The sequence below is a fragment of the Lactobacillus fornicalis genome, assembly GCF_055362665.1.
Map to the genome: position 1 here is coordinate 18,396 of NZ_JBLTIM010000051.1, position 17,661 is coordinate 36,056.

8 protein-coding genes and 1 pseudogene are annotated in these 17,661 nt (G+C 37.0%); 2 read left to right on the forward strand and 7 right to left on the reverse strand.

The features are described 5' to 3' along the window. Positions 1 to 1,011 precede the first annotated feature (1,011 nt). Positions 1,012 to 2,046: a zinc-binding dehydrogenase gene (locus tag ACNDLV_RS07655; protein ID WP_006587253.1), complete on the reverse strand. Its 1,035-nt coding sequence runs from the start codon at positions 2,044 to 2,046 to the stop codon at positions 1,012 to 1,014. Positions 2,047 to 2,150: 104 nt separating this feature from the next. Between ACNDLV_RS07655 and ACNDLV_RS07660 the strand changes: the two genes are divergently transcribed. Further along, positions 2,151 to 2,594 (forward strand): MerR family transcriptional regulator, encoded by a 444-nt coding sequence (locus ACNDLV_RS07660; protein ID WP_006587252.1) that lies wholly within the window; start codon positions 2,151 to 2,153, stop codon positions 2,592 to 2,594. Positions 2,595 to 2,728: 134 nt separating this feature from the next. Here ACNDLV_RS07660 and ACNDLV_RS07665 read toward each other — a convergent pair whose 3' ends face one another. Further along, positions 2,729 to 2,956, reverse strand: a complete 228-nt coding sequence (locus ACNDLV_RS07665; protein WP_006587251.1) for a hypothetical protein — start codon at positions 2,954 to 2,956, stop codon at positions 2,729 to 2,731. A gap of 20 nt (positions 2,957 to 2,976) precedes the next feature. Further along, a complete protein-coding gene (locus ACNDLV_RS07670; RefSeq protein WP_006587250.1) occupies positions 2,977 to 3,813 on the reverse strand; it encodes an Rpn family recombination-promoting nuclease/putative transposase in 837 nt (278 codons plus the stop codon). 287 nt (positions 3,814 to 4,100) lie between these two features. On the opposite strand from ACNDLV_RS07670, the pseudogene ACNDLV_RS07675 reads away from it, so the two are divergent. Continuing rightward, positions 4,101 to 4,683 (forward strand): annotated as a pseudogene (locus ACNDLV_RS07675) (ISL3 family transposase); the annotation flags it as partial. A gap of 183 nt (positions 4,684 to 4,866) precedes the next feature. Here the strand turns inward: ACNDLV_RS07675 and ACNDLV_RS07680 are convergent. From ACNDLV_RS07680 to ACNDLV_RS07695, 4 genes are all read right to left on the reverse strand, one after another. Next, on the reverse strand, positions 4,867 to 8,730 hold the full coding sequence (locus ACNDLV_RS07680) for a MiiA motif-containing surface protein (protein WP_022091134.1): 3,864 nt from the start codon (positions 8,728 to 8,730) through the stop codon (positions 4,867 to 4,869). A 297-nt stretch (positions 8,731 to 9,027) separates the two neighbouring features. After that, on the reverse strand, positions 9,028 to 10,134 hold the full coding sequence (gene glf / locus ACNDLV_RS07685) for a UDP-galactopyranose mutase (RefSeq protein ID WP_022091133.1): 1,107 nt from the start codon (positions 10,132 to 10,134) through the stop codon (positions 9,028 to 9,030). Positions 10,135 to 10,293: 159 nt separating this feature from the next. Beyond that, positions 10,294 to 11,268, reverse strand: a complete 975-nt coding sequence (locus tag ACNDLV_RS07690) for a mucin-binding protein (RefSeq protein ID WP_006587246.1) — start codon at positions 11,266 to 11,268, stop codon at positions 10,294 to 10,296. A gap of 5 nt (positions 11,269 to 11,273) precedes the next feature. Beyond that, the gene (locus tag ACNDLV_RS07695) at positions 11,274 to 17,306 is read right to left on the reverse strand and encodes a mucin-binding protein (RefSeq protein ID WP_048597870.1); all 6,033 of its coding nucleotides are present in this window, start codon (positions 17,304 to 17,306) and stop codon (positions 11,274 to 11,276) included. Positions 17,307 to 17,661 lie beyond the last annotated feature (355 nt).

Genomic DNA, 17,661 nt, shown 5'->3' on the forward strand with positions numbered 1-17,661 from the left:
TACTTTCTACCACCTGTCAAAATAAAACAGTCAGAAGAAGACGCCTTAACTAAGCTCCATTACATGATTTTACAGGATACGGCTTCCCCGAACAAGTGTTTTTAATTAGATATTGACTTATTGTCTTCATCATTTTAAAATTAAGATATCGAAAGTGAAAAAAGAGGCACCACTTGCCATGATGCCTCTAGAGCTTAAGCGTCACTTCCGGCTGTTTTATTTTTTAGTATTTATTACAATAAAAACAACCATCAGCTTGCCAGAGCTAAGACGGTTGTTTTTTTGTGTCCTCTTTTGGTCATAAAAGATGTACCAATTCAAGGCAAACTGGCACGCCGCAATCAGCAGCGTTAGCCATTCTATCCAAAAAACACTTCCTCCTCTCAATAGATTTCGTTAATGCAACGATTTGAATCATTTGCATCACCTACTTTCTACCACCTGTCAAAATAAAACAGTCAGAAGAAGACGCCTTAACTAAGCTCCAATATATGATTTTACAGGATATGGCTTCCCCGAACAAGTGTTTTTGATAAAATCATTGACTTATAATTTTCTACACCTTACAATTGAATTATCGAAAGTGAAAAAAAGAGGTATCACTTGCGATGATACCTCTAGAGCTTAAGCGTCACTTCCGGCTGTTTTATTTTTTAATTACAATAAAAACAACCATCAGCTTTGCCGAGCTAAGACGGTTGTTTTTTTGTGTCCTCTTTTGGTCATAAAAGATGTACCAATTCAAGGCAAACTGACTCGCTGCAACTAGCAGCGTTAGCCATTCTATCAAAAAAACACTTCCTCCTCTCAATAGATTTCGTTAATGCAACGATTTGAATCATTTGCATCACCTACTTTCTACACCTGTCAAAATAAAACAGTCAGAAGAAGACGCCTTAACTAAGCTCCAATATATGATTTTACAGGATATGGCTTTCCCGAACAAGTGTTTTTTGATGCAAAAATAACGACACTCAGTAAATATACCAAGCGTCGTTATTTGTTAATTAACTAAAATACTAAAAGAGATTTAATTGCTTTTCTTTGATCCATAACTTCATAAGCTTTTTGAATATCATCAAGTTTAAATTGTGCAGTAAAGACACGACCTGGATTAATTTCATGCTTTAAAACTGCATCAAGCAAGTATTTTCTATCCCAAGTAGTAACTGAAGCAGGGCCACCTTGAATTCCTAAATTGCCAAAGAATAATTGATTAGAATCTAATTTTTCATCATGTGGCACTCCAACTCGACCAATCATTGCCCCAGCTCGAGCAACTTTAACAGCTGTATCCATTGACAATTCACTACCAACACATTCTAAAACTGCATCAGCTCCTGCACCATTAGTTAATTCACGAATTTGCTTAACGCCTTCATCGCCTCGAACGGCAACATTATCTGTTGCGCCAAATTCATGAGCTAATGCCTCTCTATCTGCATGACGACTAGTTGAAATAATTTTCTTAGCACCTAAAAACTTAGCACTTAAAATTGCACACAATCCAACTGCGCCATCACCAAGAACAACTACGGTGTCGCCTTTCTTGACCCTTGCCATTTTCGCAGCATGAAAACCTGTTGGCATTACATCGGCTAAAGTTTGAAAGCTAGCTAGTTCTTCATCGGTATAATCTTCTGGCTTGCCTGGAATTTTAACCAATCCCCAATTTGCATTATTGTATTCAAAGTATTCTGCTTGAAAATGGTTGTTAAATGGTGCTGGATTATTTTGACATTCTCCTTCAAATCCAGCCAAGCAAGCTGCACAATGTCCACATCCATGAACAAATGGCGCAATTACAAAGTCACCTGGTTTAATATTCTTGACAGCAGGGCCTACTTTTTCAACAATTCCAATTGCTTCGTGACCAGTAACCTTACCAGATTCTTCTTGATCAATTCCTCTAAAGAACCATAAGTCACTGCCACAAACACTCGCTCTGACTGTTCTAATAATTGCACTATCTTCAAAACTTAATTCTGGCATTGCTTTTTCGACAACTTCCATCTTGCCTTTTTCTTTAAAAATTGCTGCTTTCATAAGTAAGCCTCCTATTTGCTTTTTTTCTGATTTGTTGTTACTATCTTAGTACCTAAACCTAACTTTAGGTCAAGCAAAAGCACTTATTTTTTTGGAGGTTTTTAATGTACTCTATCGGTCAAGTAGCAAAAATGTTTGATTTGCCAATTTCTACCTTGCGTTATTATGATAAAGAAGGCCTTTTTCCAGACATGCAAAGAAAGGGTAATCAACGTATTTTCACTGAAGCTGAATTAGAATGTTTACGGGTAATTGCTTGCATGAAAAAATCTGGCTTAGAAATTAAGGATATCAAGCAATATTTTGACTGGTGCCGTGAAGGAAGTTCAACATATAAATTAAGGCAAGAATTATTCCTCAAGCAACGCAGTGAAATTGAAGATGAAATAAAAAAACTTCAAGCAACTAAAGCCATGCTTGATTTTAAATGCTGGTATTATGACCAACTCATTGAACAAAAAGTCAAAGACGAAGCTGAATTGCAAACTAAAATTGCTCAAAAAGATATGCCAACACCAGTCAAGAAAGCTTATGAATTAAGTCATTAAAAAATTCCTGAGAAAATCTCAGGAATTTTTGTTTATATTTTTGCTTTTCCAACCAAATCGTTAATGTCATTAACATATAGCAAAATTAATTACTATCACTTCTGTTATTCTTATAAGATTTCTACTTAACAAGCTTATTTCAGATTTTGTCGGATTATATCCATAATTTTCGCATCACTTAAGCTAAACCTTGAACTAACAGACTTCTTGATTTGTCTAAACAAATCTGACTCATTAACCTCTGGTCGCATTTCTTTGATTGTGGCTGTTAGAGCTTTCACCGTGTTCTTTTGCTCTTCTTCTCGGCCTCTTTTTTCCGCTACTGCCGTTTCTTCCTTCATTCGTAGTTCTGCTGTTCTCATAAGGTTTCTCCTTTAGCAGTTTACTTTTCTTTCAAAATTGCTTTTATTTCTTCATCTGAAAGTGAAACTTGGGTATTTGCTCTTATCCAAGCCAGTCCCTCTGATACTGTTACATTAGATTGCAAGGCTTTGAATACTTTCACCGTGTTCTTTTGCTCTTCTTCACGGCCTTCTTCACGACCTCTTTTTTCTGCTACTGCCGTTTCTTCCTTCATACGTAGTTCTGCTGTTCTCATAAGGTTTCTCCTTTTTGGATCATCATTGTATTCTTGGATTTTGTTTTGAATCTCTTTAAAAACTCCTGCTACCTCTATTTTATCATCGTTCATCAGCTTTTGGAGATTTAACAAATCGACATCGTTAGTGCCTCTCCCTTTTGAATTAATGATAATGTTCTCTGCATTGTTCTTCAGCTGAATGTTCTTGTCTTCATCATCGTACAAATGAAAACTATACCGCAACTTTCCTTTACCAAAGGGATCAAAAGCACAAAGGAATATCAAATATGTTCGTGCCAACGAAGTATATGGTTCCCCTCGATCTAGCGTGTCCCGATCCATCGAGGATTGATAATACCGCATTCGTGGACCAATGTCATGATTGTTATTAACTTGCATTTCAAGATCATATAAGTTACCTGCTTGATCTTTAACTGCAATGTCTAAACGAACCGGCTTACTTCGCTTATCACTTTTAGTCCCCAATTCTTTTTGGGCATCAATATTTTCAACCGAAACTACATTCACATCAGGTAGCACTGCTTGAATAATAGCTTTGCAAAATCTCTTGTTTTGCATAATACTACCAAAGATTTCATCGTTTGTGAAACCATAAAACTTGTCATCATGATATGACATAATTACCTCCAGAGAATTTTATTTACAAATATAAATACAGTAAAAATTGCTATTTCTCTGTGGTAATTTGAACAGTTATTAATCATTTACATGTAAAGAGCACAAAAAAAGCAACTCAATAGTATTGGCTCTATAATTTTTCCTATTGATAGTTTATTTGAGTTAAACTGTTAACGAGCTTTTTATTGCATAAAAAAGAGGCCATAGTCACCTCTACTTACAATAAAATTCAACACGACTCAAATTTTAATAGATTGAAGTTTTTCTATGTCCTCTTACAATGATGTATTAAATTTTCGTTCGATATCCAACACCCTAATATCATTTTTAATGCTCATTTCTTTAAATTAATTAATTGTATCAAACATAAAGTTTTCTTAGCTACTCTTGTTCAACCAGCTTGCCCTTTTCTTAATCTGATTCATAATGGGCATCTTCAGCCTATACTTCTAATGCTATAAGCCCTGTGATTATCCGGTTAAATAAACAAAGAGTTCTTTGCCGAGATTGTAATACTCGTTCAATGGCACAATCTAAGTTTGTTAATAAATATTGTTCTATCTCTCTGCTAAAAGAAAGGTTTTTTCTGCTTTAACTGAGGACCGTTCTATGACTAGTATTGCTCGTGAGAATAACCTATCTGTTAATACTGTTCAAGGCGTTTTAGCTTCTTGTTCTCACCGTTTTACTGATAACTATAACTATTTACCTGAACACTTAGCCTTTGATGAATTTAAAGGCGTTGATAAAAAGCTACACTTCATTTGCCTTGATGGTCAAAAGTATGAAGTAGTTCAAATCCTCAGAAACAGATACAAGAAGTCTTCTACATTATTTCAAAGCCTATTTAACTCAAGAACAAGTTATAACGGGAGGCATTAGCTGTGATCCAAGACTAGCTAATGCGTATAACTTAATTCAAAGCTTTATTAACTTACCCGACAGTCTTAAGAAGAAAAGAAGGTTAAAGAAAAAGAATCAAGCAATTTACATATTGCTTGATTCTCTAATTACTCTTCATCAACAAGAATTGACAAAGATTCTTGTTGCCAACTAATCTTGCTTTTTCTTTTTAAAGAAACTTAAAGTCAATAAACTCAATACCGCTAAACCTAATGTTTGTAAAGATGATGTTTGATTACCTGTTTGTGGTAAAAGACTTTGTTTATTGTTTGTCTTGACATTCATATCATTCTTTGATGATATTGTAGCATCACGCTCATCTTTTACACCATTGATACTTTGAGCATTTTTATTATTGCTTTGATCTTCATGATTATCAGAATTATTAGCTTTATCTGAATTAGAATCCTTACTTGAGTCGTTATCCGTATTAGAATTATTTTCTCTATCAGAATTCTTATCATCATTAGCTGATCTATCTTTGGCGGTATCATCATAAAATAGTGGATCACTTAAGTCATAGCGTTTAATTGTTTGGTCTGGAGTTAAGGTCTTCTTGCTTCCATCCTTAGTGTTAACAGTTGTGGTACCATCATCGTCAACAATTATATCACCATCTGTTAATTCCATTCCTGGATTGGCCTTCTTGATGTTGTCCTTAATCTTTTGTTTTTGGTCATCTGTTAATTTGTCATTACCCTTAATTACTTCTTTTTCAACTTGATCATTGAAGTCTGGAGTTGTTAATGGTTCGCCCTTTTCATAACGGTTTACTGTTTGATCTGGGGTTAATTCAGTTTGAGTACCATCGTCAAAAGTAATAATTGTACGGCCATCATCCTTTACATCAATGTCCTTGATTGGAGAGTTTGGATTAGCCTTTTTGATGTTTTCTTTAACTTCATCTTTTTGTTTATCAGTTAACTTATCTTGACCTTCAACTGGTACCTTATCGATATTCTTATTGAAACTATCTGCATCTCCTGTATTTTCTAATGGTTCGCCTTTTTCATAACGGTTTACTGTTTGATCTGGGGTTAATTCAATTTGAGTACCATCGTCAAGAGTAACAATTGTACGGCCATCATCCTTCACATCAATGTCCTTGATTGGAGAGTTTGGATTAGCATCTTTAATATTTTGCTTGATTCGCTCTTTTTCTTGCTCTGTTAAGTCTCTTTGACCTTCAACTGGTACCTTATCGATATTCTTATTGAAACTATCTGCATTACCAGTATTTATTAATGGATCTACTAAATTATATCGATTAGTAGTCTGGTCTGGAGTTAACGTCTTCTTGCTTCCATCCTTAGTGTTAACAGTTGTGGTACCATCATCGTCAACAGTTATATCACCATCTGTTAATTCCATTCCTGGATTGGCCTTCTTGATGTTGTCCTTAACCTTTTGCTTTTGGTCATCAGTTAATTTATCGCCATCCTTAACTGGTACCTTGTCAATATTATCATTGAATTCTGGAGAAATTAATGGGTCGCCAACATCATAGCGTTTAATTGTTTGATCTGGAATTAAATTCTTAATTACATTACCACCTAAATCAACAGTTGCTTTACCATCATCACCAACTGTGATTTTATCATCTGTTAAGTTTAAATCTGGGTTGGCTTTCTTGATGTTTTCTCTAACTGCTTGCTTTTGGTCATCAGTTAACTTACCTTCTCCCTTAACTAGCACTTTATCAATATTTGAATTGAATTCTGGACTAGTTAGTGGTTCACCTTTTTCAAAGCGCTTAATTGTTTCTTCTGGAGTCAATTCCACTTGAGTGCCATCGTCAAAAGTAACAATTGTACGGCCATCATCCTTCACATCAATGTCCTTGATTGGAGAATTTTGGTTAGCCTTTTTGATACTATCTTTAACTTCTTCTTTTTGCTTATCAGTTAACTTATCTTGACCTTCAACTGGTACCTTATCAATATTCTTATTGAAGTTATCGGTATCTCCTGTATTTTCTAATGGTTCGCCCTTTTCATAGCGTTTTATTGTTTGATCTGGGGTTAAGGTCTTAGTTACATTACCATCCAATTTAACAGTCGCTTTACCATCTTTATCAACTGTAATTTGATCATCAGATAGATTTAGTTTTGGATTGGCCTTCTTAATATTGTCCTTAACTGCTTGTTTTTGATTATCGGTTAAATCACCATCACCCTTAACGACTTCTTTATCGATTTGATCGTTAAATTCTGGGTCAAATAATGGGTCGCCTAAGTCATAACGCTTAATTGTTTGGTCTGGAGTTAAGGTCTTCTTGCTTCCATCCTTAGTGTTAACAGTCGTTGTACCATCATCATCAACAGTTATATCACCATCTGTTAATTCCATTCCTGGATTGGCCTTCTTGATGTTGTCCTTAATCTTTTGCTTTTGGTCATCTGTTAACTTGTCATTACCCTTAATTACTTCTTTTTCAACTTGATCATTGAAGTCTGGAGTTGTTAATGGATCACCTAAGTCATAGCGTTTTATTGTTTGGTCTGGGGTTAAGGTCTTCTTGCTTCCATCCTTAGTGTTAACAGTCGTTGTACCATCATCATCAACAGTTATATCACCATCTGTTAATTCCATTTCTGGATTGGCTTTCTTGATGTTGTCCTTAATCTTTTGTTTTTGGTCATCTGTTAACTTGTCATTACCCTTAATTACTTCTTTTTCAACTTGATCATTGAAGTCTGGAGTTGTTAATGGATCACCTAAGTCATAGCGTTTTATTGTTTGGTCTGGGGTTAAGGTTTTATTAATCCCATCAGCTGTTGAAACTGTAGTTGTACCATCATCGCTAACTTTAATTTGGTCATCAGTTAAGTTTAAATCAGGATTAGCTTTCTTGATATTTTCTCTAACTGCTTGCTTTTGGTCATCTGTTAACTTACCATCGCCCTTAACTGGTACTTGGTCAATCTTAGAGTTAAAATCTTTACTTACTTTAACTTCAATTGCATCACCAGTTTTTACCGGACTTTGAATTTTACCTGGATCACTGTAAAGATATGACTTACCATTTGAAATATCACTACCAAAGGATTCACTCTTATTATCGTAATACTTATTAATATCTGTATTTTCATAACCTGGATAATGAGGAACTAACTTAACTGCTTGTCCGGATGTTAAGGTCTTAGTATCAGTAGGATTATTAGAGCCCTCGAAGGTCCAAGTTACCCCCCCATTTGAAAGATTGTCATAGTTTTTAACAAGCTTTTTCGCTACTTCTTCGGCTGTATAATTTCCTGCTGGAACTGATGCATTTTGATCATATTTAGGCTTTTCAGTAACATAAAAAATCAATGTTTGACGTGGAAGTTTTGTGCCATTAACATCAATTTCATCAATTGTATTTCTACCTTGAGCTGGATTATTTGCTACAGCATAAAAAACATGATCACTACTACTTGCAGTTGCTTGTGCCCATTGTGCATCAAACTTTGCATTGTAGTCAGCTGCTGGATACAAGTAGAAGATTTGACCTGGTTTATAATATCTCTTGTCATTTTTAAATCTTGACTTAGCAGGATTGTGAGTTTGACTTGGACCATAACTATAAACATAGAAAGTATGACTTTGACCGTTAGCTGTAATAGTCTTATTCTTCAACAAGCTAGCTAAATCAAATTTAAAACTAGAGTTTTTATCGTTATAGTTTCTTGCCGTAACGTAGACATGATCATTTTCATTTAAAGTAACTGGTTCACCAGTAGCTGATTTTAAAATAACAGTGATAGCTGATTTCTTAACATAGCTTTCACCACCATCATAAGCTGCAATTTTTTCACTAATTTGGTGAGGGCTAGTAAAAACTTTACTTCCATCCCAAAAAGTAGCAACCGGATCAGTTTGTTCAATAGAATCATCTGCATTTACAGTATAAGTTGTTGCTGCGTTTACAGTTTGAGCAGTGCTAATAAAAGTTAATCCCAATAATACTGAAACTGCTCCGACAGATAACTTCCTAATTGAAAATCTTTGTTTGATATCAAAAAAAGATTTCATAAAATATTCCCCCAATATTCTCAATATATACAAAGTTATAAAAAATATTATAACAAAAAGCACTCCCGAAAATGAATCTATTCAAACGTTATATAACATGGATTTTTATATGCTTAATAATTCTTATATAAGCATTGATTATAATCAGACTTACTAAGGATATACGAATATAGGCACTTTATGCATTAAGCTATCATATAAAATAAAATAACGGATTTTAGATTGTATTATCAAAACCTACAAAAAAGGCCAAGGACCTATATCCTTAACCTTCAATTAACTATTTAAACTTATTTTTTATTCAAATTCTTTTTTCACTGCATCAAATGCTGCTTCAATTACTTGATCCATATTGTAGTACTTGTATTGACCTAAGCGACCGCCAAAAATAACTTTATCTTGCTTAGCAGCAAGTTCAGCATATTGCTTATACAAGTTATTATTGCGCTCATTGTTAACTGGATAGTATGGTTCATCTCCACGTTTCCAATCAGCAGGATATTCACGGGTAATGATAGTCTTATCCTTATCACCTTTACCGAATTCAAAGTGCTTATGCTCAATAATTCTGGTATAAGGGATTTCAGCTTCGGTATAGTTAATTACAGCGTTACCTTGGTAGTTACCAACATTCTTTTCTTCAGTTTCAAAGTGAAGTGAACGATATTCGAGTTCTCCTAACTTATAATCAAAGAACTTATCAATCATTCCAGTGTAGACAACTTTATCAAAATTATTCAAATATTCATCCTTCTTATCAAAGAAGTCAGTATTTAATTCAACTTTGATATTTGGATAATCAAGCATCTTTTCTACCATCTTAGTGTAACCACCAATTGGAATACCTTGGTAATCATCATTAAAGTAGTTGTTATCATAAGTTAACCGAACTGGAAGACGCTTAATGATGAATGCTGGAAGCTCTGTTGCTTTTCGGCCCCATTGCTTTTCAGTGTAACCTTTGATTAATTTTTCATAAATATCACGTCCAATTAAAGAAATAGCTTGCTGCTCAAGATTTTGAGGTTCTTTACCAGCCATTTCTTTACGTTGTTCATTAATCTTGTCCATAGCTTCTTGTGGTGTTCTGACTCCCCACATTTCGCTGAATGTATTCATGTTAAATGGCAAGTTATACATGTGCCCCTTGTAATTAGCCACAGGGCAATTAGTATAACGGTTAAATTCAGCAAATTGATGAACGTAGTTCCAAACTTCCTTATTTGAAGTATGGAAAATATGTGCACCATATTGATGAACCTGGATTCCATCTACTTTCTTGGTGTAAATATTACCTGCAATATGGTTACGTCTTTCAATAATTGTAACTTTATTTCCACGATTAGCAGCTTCACGAGCGAAAACTGCACCAAAAAGGCCTGCGCCTACAATAAGATAATTCATTGTTCTCTTTTCCAAATATTAAATTTATTTTCTTAAATTTTTTAATTCAAACACACTAATCAATTATATAAGAAAATTACCCACTTGTAAGTTTTTACCATAAAAAAACAGAATCGACTTTCATCGATTCTGTTTGAAAAGATTAACGAAAATTAGCTATTATTTTTCATCTTCTTTTTTCTTTTTTCCCGCCAAGCCAATCAAACTTGCGACAGCCATTGCGGCAATGCCTAGGCCAGCAACTGATGAATCATTATTACCAGTTTGTGGGAGTTTCGCTGTAGAACTGGTAATCTTCTTAGCCTCACCCTTCTTAGGGCTCTTTACTTCAGGGGTTAATGGAGAAGCAGGCGTCTTCTTAGATTCATTCTTCTTTTCCGCTGGTTTGGCAGGGGGTTCTGGTTTAACCGGAGTATCAGGAGTCTTAGGCTCTTGAGGCTTCTTACCTGGTTCAGTTGGTGTCGTAGGTTCTTCCGGCTTAGTTGGTTCACTTGGAGTTTCTGGAGTATTAGGATTTTCTGGTTTATCAGGAGTTGGTGTTGGCTCAGGAGTAGGTTGTGGGATTGGCACAATCTTCATCTTAAGAGTTACATCCTTGTCATTTACACCAACCTTGACTTCGTCAGCCTTAACAACATAGCCATTACCATCGACTAATTGGTAACCTGCTGGTACATCATAAGTGTATTTTGCCCAAGTATCAGTACCAACTGACTTGCCATCACTGTAGCCAAGAAGTTTACCAGTTACCTTGTCGACAATTCCAGTTCTTTGGTAACGAACCTTTTGAACTTCAGTGTGAAGAATCTTATCGTTTTCATCGTAAACATTAATAGTACGAGTGATAGTAGTGTCAAGATCCTTGTTATCAACGCCTTCAGGGTAGTTAGGACTATCTGGGTCGCCAGGACGAACTGGTTCTTCAGGAGTCTTACCCTTACCTGGTTCAACTGGAATAGTTTGGTGTTTGAAGTAAATGTTGATAATACCATCTTTAATTTCTTTGATTAATTCAGGAATATTATCGTAGTTGATAAATTCATATCCACGTGGTTCAAGTTCAGCACGAATAGCTTGAACATAACTGTAAACTTGCTTATCATTAACCTTATCGCTACCTTCACCAGAAATCAAAGTAGCTAAGCTAGCATTCTTAAGTGGAATTTCAGCATCATTACCATCTTTTTGAACTTGATAGTTTGAATTGGACGGTAGTCAACATCAATGACTTGGTCGCCAGCATTTTCACTTGGAGTTGAAGCATCAATCTTAATCCGGCTAGCAATGTAACCCGGAACTTGATCATCTAAGCCTAAAGTGTATTCGTCGAACTGACTGCGGTCACCATCAACTTTCCATTCAGTGTATGTGATTTCACCAGTATCAACATTAACTTTTGCATCCCGTACAAAATGTACTGCTTGATCCTGAACAGTCACATCACCACTTGGCTTGTGTTCAATAATCTTACGAGTAACCGTCTTGTTTAAGTCACTTTCCTTAACACCATCTGGGAAGGTCTTTCCTGGATTATTAGGAATTTCATCACCAGGGTTCTTAGGATCAGTGTGACTAACTTCAACTGTCTTAGAAACAACCGGAATTGAGATTGGCGTATCACTAGGTTGAATAGTTACTTCGCCTGGAACTGTGAAGCCTTTTGCTACCTCATAGCCAGCTGGAACTTCACCGGTAACTTTCTGAGTTGTACCAACATCACCATCAATCACTTGGGTATTAACAACTTCACCCTTGTCATTAATGTACTTAATGGTTTGGGTACTTGGCTTAGCGTAGTAATCAATCGTAGTATTAGCATCACTTGGTTCATGAGTCTTATCGAAAGTTACAGAAGGAACCTTGTCTGCGTCATTACCATCAACCCGGCTCTTGTAACCTGGCAAACTTGGAGCATCATATTCATCAAAGCCACCTGTCCAATCGCCATAAGTTACTTCTTTAGTAACTGGATCCATTGTAGCAGTTCTTGTAGCAACTGCAGTTTGCTTAATTTCTTGGGTCTTGCCACCAGGATATTTAATGGTGATAGTCCGAGTGACAGTCTTCTTAGCATTTGGATCAGTGTTTGATACATCAACTGGTTTATGGTTAAAGATTAACTTAACTACTTGATCAGTCGTACCAAAGTTAGTTGGGTTAGTAGTTTGAGATACAAAAGTATAACCCTTGTCGCCAAAGAATTCCTTCAAGGCATTGATGTAGTCGTTCAAGCTTTGTGCTGGAACATCAGTATTAGTATTACCAGTGATTTCCTTACCAAAGCCAGCAGGAATAGTTAATTGAACTTCTTGACCAGTCTGGTTGTCGTAAGCTTCAACAGTAACTTTTTGAGTCAGTGGAGTGTAGTAAAGATCAATCTTCATATCTCCACTATTTTCGTTAACAGTGACTGCTGGGGTACTTTGAGCAACATAACCTGTCTTTTCAGTTCCTTGAACTGCAGCAAATGTAGTGTTGTCACTCGTTGTCCATGGGCTCCAAGTAAAGTCGCCAGTAACTTGGTCAACAGTTAAAGTCCGTTTGAAAGTGGCTTGATCAGTCTTGGTTGATTGAACGGTCTTACCATCTGGTTCATAAACTGTAACTACCCGAGTAACCGTTCTTTGCAAGTCAGTCTTAACAACGCCCTTTGGTAATTCTGGTTCATCGCCAGTGTAAGTCGTAGTCTTGTGAACTAACTTAACAGTCTTAGTGTCGGTTGCAGGTGAATTGCCATCAAAAGTTATAGTTGTTGGCTCGCTTGAGTCCTTTGCAACCGTATAGCCGGCAGGAATTTCGCTAGCAACGTCCTTAGTTTCCCCGGTCTGACCTGTTACAACTTGTTGATGAACGATATTACCAGTTGTTTCATCAACGTAGTTAATGGTCGTCGTGTGGTCAGTCTTAGCATAAGTAATGTGAATTTCTTGGTCGCCAGCTTCAACACTTGGAGTTGATTCGTCAACCATAGTTCTACTTGCAGTGTAACCTGCAACTTGATCGCTTGCACCTAAGACATACTTACTAAACTTGTTGTTAGTATTTGGAACAACTGTCCATTCACTGTAAGTTACTGCGCCAGTTGCTATGTTAACAGTAGCAGTACGAGTGAATTTAACACTTTCATCACTAACTGTGACTGAACCATCTGGCTTATCTTCGATAATCTTACGAGTAACGGTTCTGTTTAAGTCACTTTCACTAACTCCCTTAGGGAAAGTCTTACCAGGGTTGTCTGGAATTTCGCTGCCTTCATTTTGAGGCTTGTCTGGAGTTACAGTAACTGTCTTAGCCTTTAAGGTTACGATAATTGGTGAATCAGTCTTCTTAATGTCAATTGCACCAGGAATAGTTTCACCAGGTACTAATTCATAACCATCTGGAATAGTTGTGTTAACTTCCTTAATCTCGCCAACTTTACCGGAGATTACTTGGTCTTCACTACTATCACTGAACTTAACCGGATTACCCTTTTCATCAACGTACTTGATGGTTTGAGTACCCGGATTTGCTTCGTAAGTAACAGTTACATCATCGCCGTTTTGAGGAACGCCATTAACAACTTTGACTGATTCACTTGGAACTTTAGTTGTTTCTTTACCATCTACATAAGTAGTTTTGCCATCAACTTGGCTTGCATCATATTCAGGGAATTCTGCTTCTGACCATTCACCTGGGGTAGTAGTTCCAGTTACCTTGTCAGTAGTGTTAGTTCTGTGGACAGAAGCGGTTTGAGTAACTTCAATGGTCTTACCGTTTTCTCCTGGAATATTAATCTTCCGAGTAACTGTCTTGTCTTCTGGAGTTTCACTGGTTTGGTGAGTGAAGTAAAGCTTAATTGTTTGAGGATCAGCTGTGAACTTGCTTGGAGTAGGGGTAGCTGAGTTTTCAACATATTGGTAGCCAAGCTTAGTTAATAAGTTCTTGATTTTAGCTTCACGGTCACTAGCATCAGTTGCAGAAACTGCAGAGTCAACTTTACCAGCCAAATCAGTGTTAGTTGCGATACTGTCTAAATCAATCTTTACATCTTTTCCAGTAGCTTGGTCAAAAGCTTCAAAGACAACCTTACTATCATTTGGTGTGTAGTAGATGTTAACGGTTGAGTTGCCGTCAGCTTCAGTCACAGTAACTGCGCTAGCTTTGGTGGTAGCGGTGTAGCCACTGATTGGGTCAGCGTCAACTTCAGCAAAGTTGGCATTTCCATCACTAACTGACCAATTTCCAAAGGTAATTTGGTTAGTTGCCTTATCGTAAGTAGCTGTCCGCGTGAAGGTTACCGTTTGTGGAACTGTCTTGGTAATGGTTTGTCCATCAGTTGAGTAAACATTAATGGTTCTAGTAACAGTCCGCTTAAAGTCAGCACTAGTATAACCATTTGGTAAATCTGGTGTCTTATCAGTTAAAGTCTCAACAATATGTTCTAAGGTGATTTCCTTGTCCGCAATTGGATCACCATTAAAGGTGATTGAAGTAGGAATTGATTCACCGTCTTTTAACTTGTAGCCAGCTGGTAACTTTTGATCAACGCTAGCAGTAGTACCAGTCACACCAGTAATAGTTTGGGTACGTAAAACAGTACCATCAGCGTCTTTAAAGGTTACGTGAGTGGTGTAGGTTTGGTTTTGATAAGTAATCGTGTAAGTTTTATCACCAGTATCGGCAGTTGGAGTTTCTGCGTCAAGACTAGCGATGGTTGGTGTGTATCCTTTAATTGTAGGGGTAGTGAATGCTGACCAGGACTTTTGAGGTGAGTCACTGGCAATTTGCCAATCAGTGTAAACAATCTTACCAGTTACTTCATTAACTGTAGCGTCGCGGTAGAACTTAACGGTTTCACTAGAAGTAGTTGTTTTGCCAGTTGTAGGGTCAATTACATTAATCGTTCTAGTAGCAGTCCGGTTTAAATCTTCTTCACTGACACCTTGTGGGTAAGTGAAGCTCTTTTCAATTATGTCACCGGCATTCTTTGGAGCGTCGTGGGTAACCTTAACAACTTTTTGCTGGATGTTGAAGACGATAGGGGTCTTTGGTTGACCTGGGTTATCGCCGCTTAAAGTAACTTCTTTTGAAGTGTCTTGACCAGGAACTAATTCATAGCCATCTGGAACTTCGTCAGCAGTAATTGTCTTCTTGTCACCAACGTTACCACCAACGTTTTCAGTCTTAATAATGTTACCATCAGCGTCTTTATAGTTAACAACAGTGTAAGCTGGTACAGTCCGGTAATATACATCAATTGCATCATAACTTGGCACGCTGTCTTGGTCACTAAAACTGGTGCCATCAATTGATGACTGATCAACGCGAGTACCGTTATTATCTACTTGACTGACGTAGTTTTCAATTTGTGGAATTTGGTATTGAGTTAGACCACCGCTCCATTTGCCGTAAGTTAAGACAGTGTCAGTCACTAAGTCCTTCGTGTTAGTCCGGGTAGCAGTCCCATTTTGAACTTCAGTCTTAACGGTGGTGCCGTCCGGTTGGTGAAGATTAATCGTTCTAGTAATTGGCTGACTTTCAACAACATCCCCGTGCTTGTGGCTAAAGTGGATTGTAACCGTCTGATTGGTTGACATATCATCGTCAAAAGTCGTTACCAAGGCGTCATTTGAAACGTACTGGTAGTTTTGCGCATCCAGAACCCGGCGAATCGCATCGATGTAGGATTGTTCTTGCTTTAAATCAACGGCTTGACCACTATCACCAGTGATTTGGGTGGCAATTGCACTGCCAATCTTGCTGGTAATATCCGCATCATTTTCATCATCGTCAACGGCTTTAAAGTTCAAAATTTGCCCATCGGCAACATATACAATGTCCTCTGTATATGTTAACTGCTTAAGGCCATTAACTGTTGTCAAAGTATCCTTACCGACAACAACGCTTTTCGCAGCAATTGAAGTGGCTGGTGTTCGTACTCCGTTTACTACAAAGTATGCTTTGTAGCCAGGATATTGGGGGATTTGCTTAGCAGTCGCACCAACATACGCTAATGTTTTACCATTTAGATCGGTGATCGAATTCTGACTATCAACGTCAAACTTCCCAGTAACTAAATCCAAATTCCATTTAACCTTAAATTGTTGCCGGGTGGATAGACTCCTGTCAATGCGCCGAACACCATCTTTTGTGACGTAAACCTCATCTGTAAATTGGTTAGTTAGTAATGATTTGCTAAAGGCTTCGGTTGTCCGGGCTTCAGGAATCCCATCAATCCCACTGATTGCAGTCCCATTTGGATCGTAAGTCGTCCCATCTTCTGAAACTTTAATTACTGTCCCCTTGGGGAGGTCAGCACTCAAATCAGCTGGAATGGCAATTGTCCTGTGATCAAGTTCATAGGTAAGAATCCGGTAAGTGCCATTTGTATCATTCCAGGGGTCATAAGTGTAAGAGTCAGTAACTGTTGCATTTGATTGATAGTGAGTAAAATCAAGACCATCAGTCAACCCGACAATTGGCGGGGTAGTATCGCCATCAACCGCATAAACCTTTGTTTTTAAGAGCCGACCACCATAAGAACTTGAGCCAGTACCCTTCGCATAATCAGCGTCTACATAACGAACAACAAGGTTGAATTTAGTCGGATCAAGGGCTTGACCATCAACCGTATCGCCGGCAGTTACACTTCCCCGTTGATCGTCACTGGTCACTTGAATCTCGTTTTCAGCTGCAGTATTTTCTACTGCGCTTGCTTCAAGCAAGTCGCGTTTATAGCGAGTCTGAGTTGCTACATTAGTATCTTTATTTAATACTTGCGTAGTAGTGCTTGCTGCAGTTTGAGTGGTTTCCTTTTCTTTATTAGAACTTGTTTGTTCTGTTTCTTGTGTGATATTAGCGCTTTCATTCTTGCCGGTGCTTGAAGCATCTGTGGCAGTTGTAGTAGCTGCTGTCGTCTTTTCTTGGCTAGTGTTTAAGTTCGCACTAGTAAGCGTTGAGTTTTGCTCAACGTCATTGTCCTGCTGTTGCTTATTAACAGTTGCAACTTGAGTATTATTTTTATCTGTTACTGTATCTGCTTTTGCAACAGAGTTAGATACACCAAAATAAAGACTTGTAGAAAGTAAAACACTTGTTAACCCCACGGAAAACTTTCTAAAGCCAAAGTGCTGCACTCTATTGGCAGACTCTTCCATTTTATGTTTGAAGTTATTTTTTGAAACTCCCATGATAACCTCCCACGAGCTTAAAGCCCATTATCATTAATTATATTCGAATCCACATAAAAATATATAATATAGCGGTATACCTATGTTAGGTATAAACCGCTTACAAGATTCTAGACTAATTATAGCACTAACAAAAATATTTTTATATTATTAAGCTCATCGATAAAAATTTTCTAAAATAAGATTTACTACATATAGTAACCATTCTCAATAAATAACCCCCGAGAATTGTATTACCCCTTTATGCAATAACTTATTGCCAGAACATATTATATACAAATATAAACATGGCTATAAATATTATTTTTATCCTTCCCCTAGAAAATATAAATATAAAGAAACTGTCAAATTTTTT

Coding starts and splice junctions, on each gene's coding strand:
- ACNDLV_RS07655 (WP_006587253.1), bottom strand. CDS start 2,046: ATGAAAGCAGCAATTTTTAAAGAAAAAGGCAAGATGGAAGTTGTCGAA.
- ACNDLV_RS07660 (WP_006587252.1), top strand. CDS start 2,151: ATGTACTCTATCGGTCAAGTAGCAAAAATGTTTGATTTGCCAATTTCT.
- ACNDLV_RS07665 (WP_006587251.1), bottom strand. CDS start 2,956: ATGAGAACAGCAGAACTACGAATGAAGGAAGAAACGGCAGTAGCGGAA.
- ACNDLV_RS07670 (WP_006587250.1), bottom strand. CDS start 3,813: ATGTCATATCATGATGACAAGTTTTATGGTTTCACAAACGATGAAATC.
- ACNDLV_RS07680 (WP_022091134.1), bottom strand. CDS start 8,730: ATGAAATCTTTTTTTGATATCAAACAAAGATTTTCAATTAGGAAGTTA.
- glf (WP_022091133.1), bottom strand. CDS start 10,134: ATGAATTATCTTATTGTAGGCGCAGGCCTTTTTGGTGCAGTTTTCGCT.
- ACNDLV_RS07695 (WP_048597870.1), bottom strand. CDS start 17,306: ATGGGAGTTTCAAAAAATAACTTCAAACATAAAATGGAAGAGTCTGCC.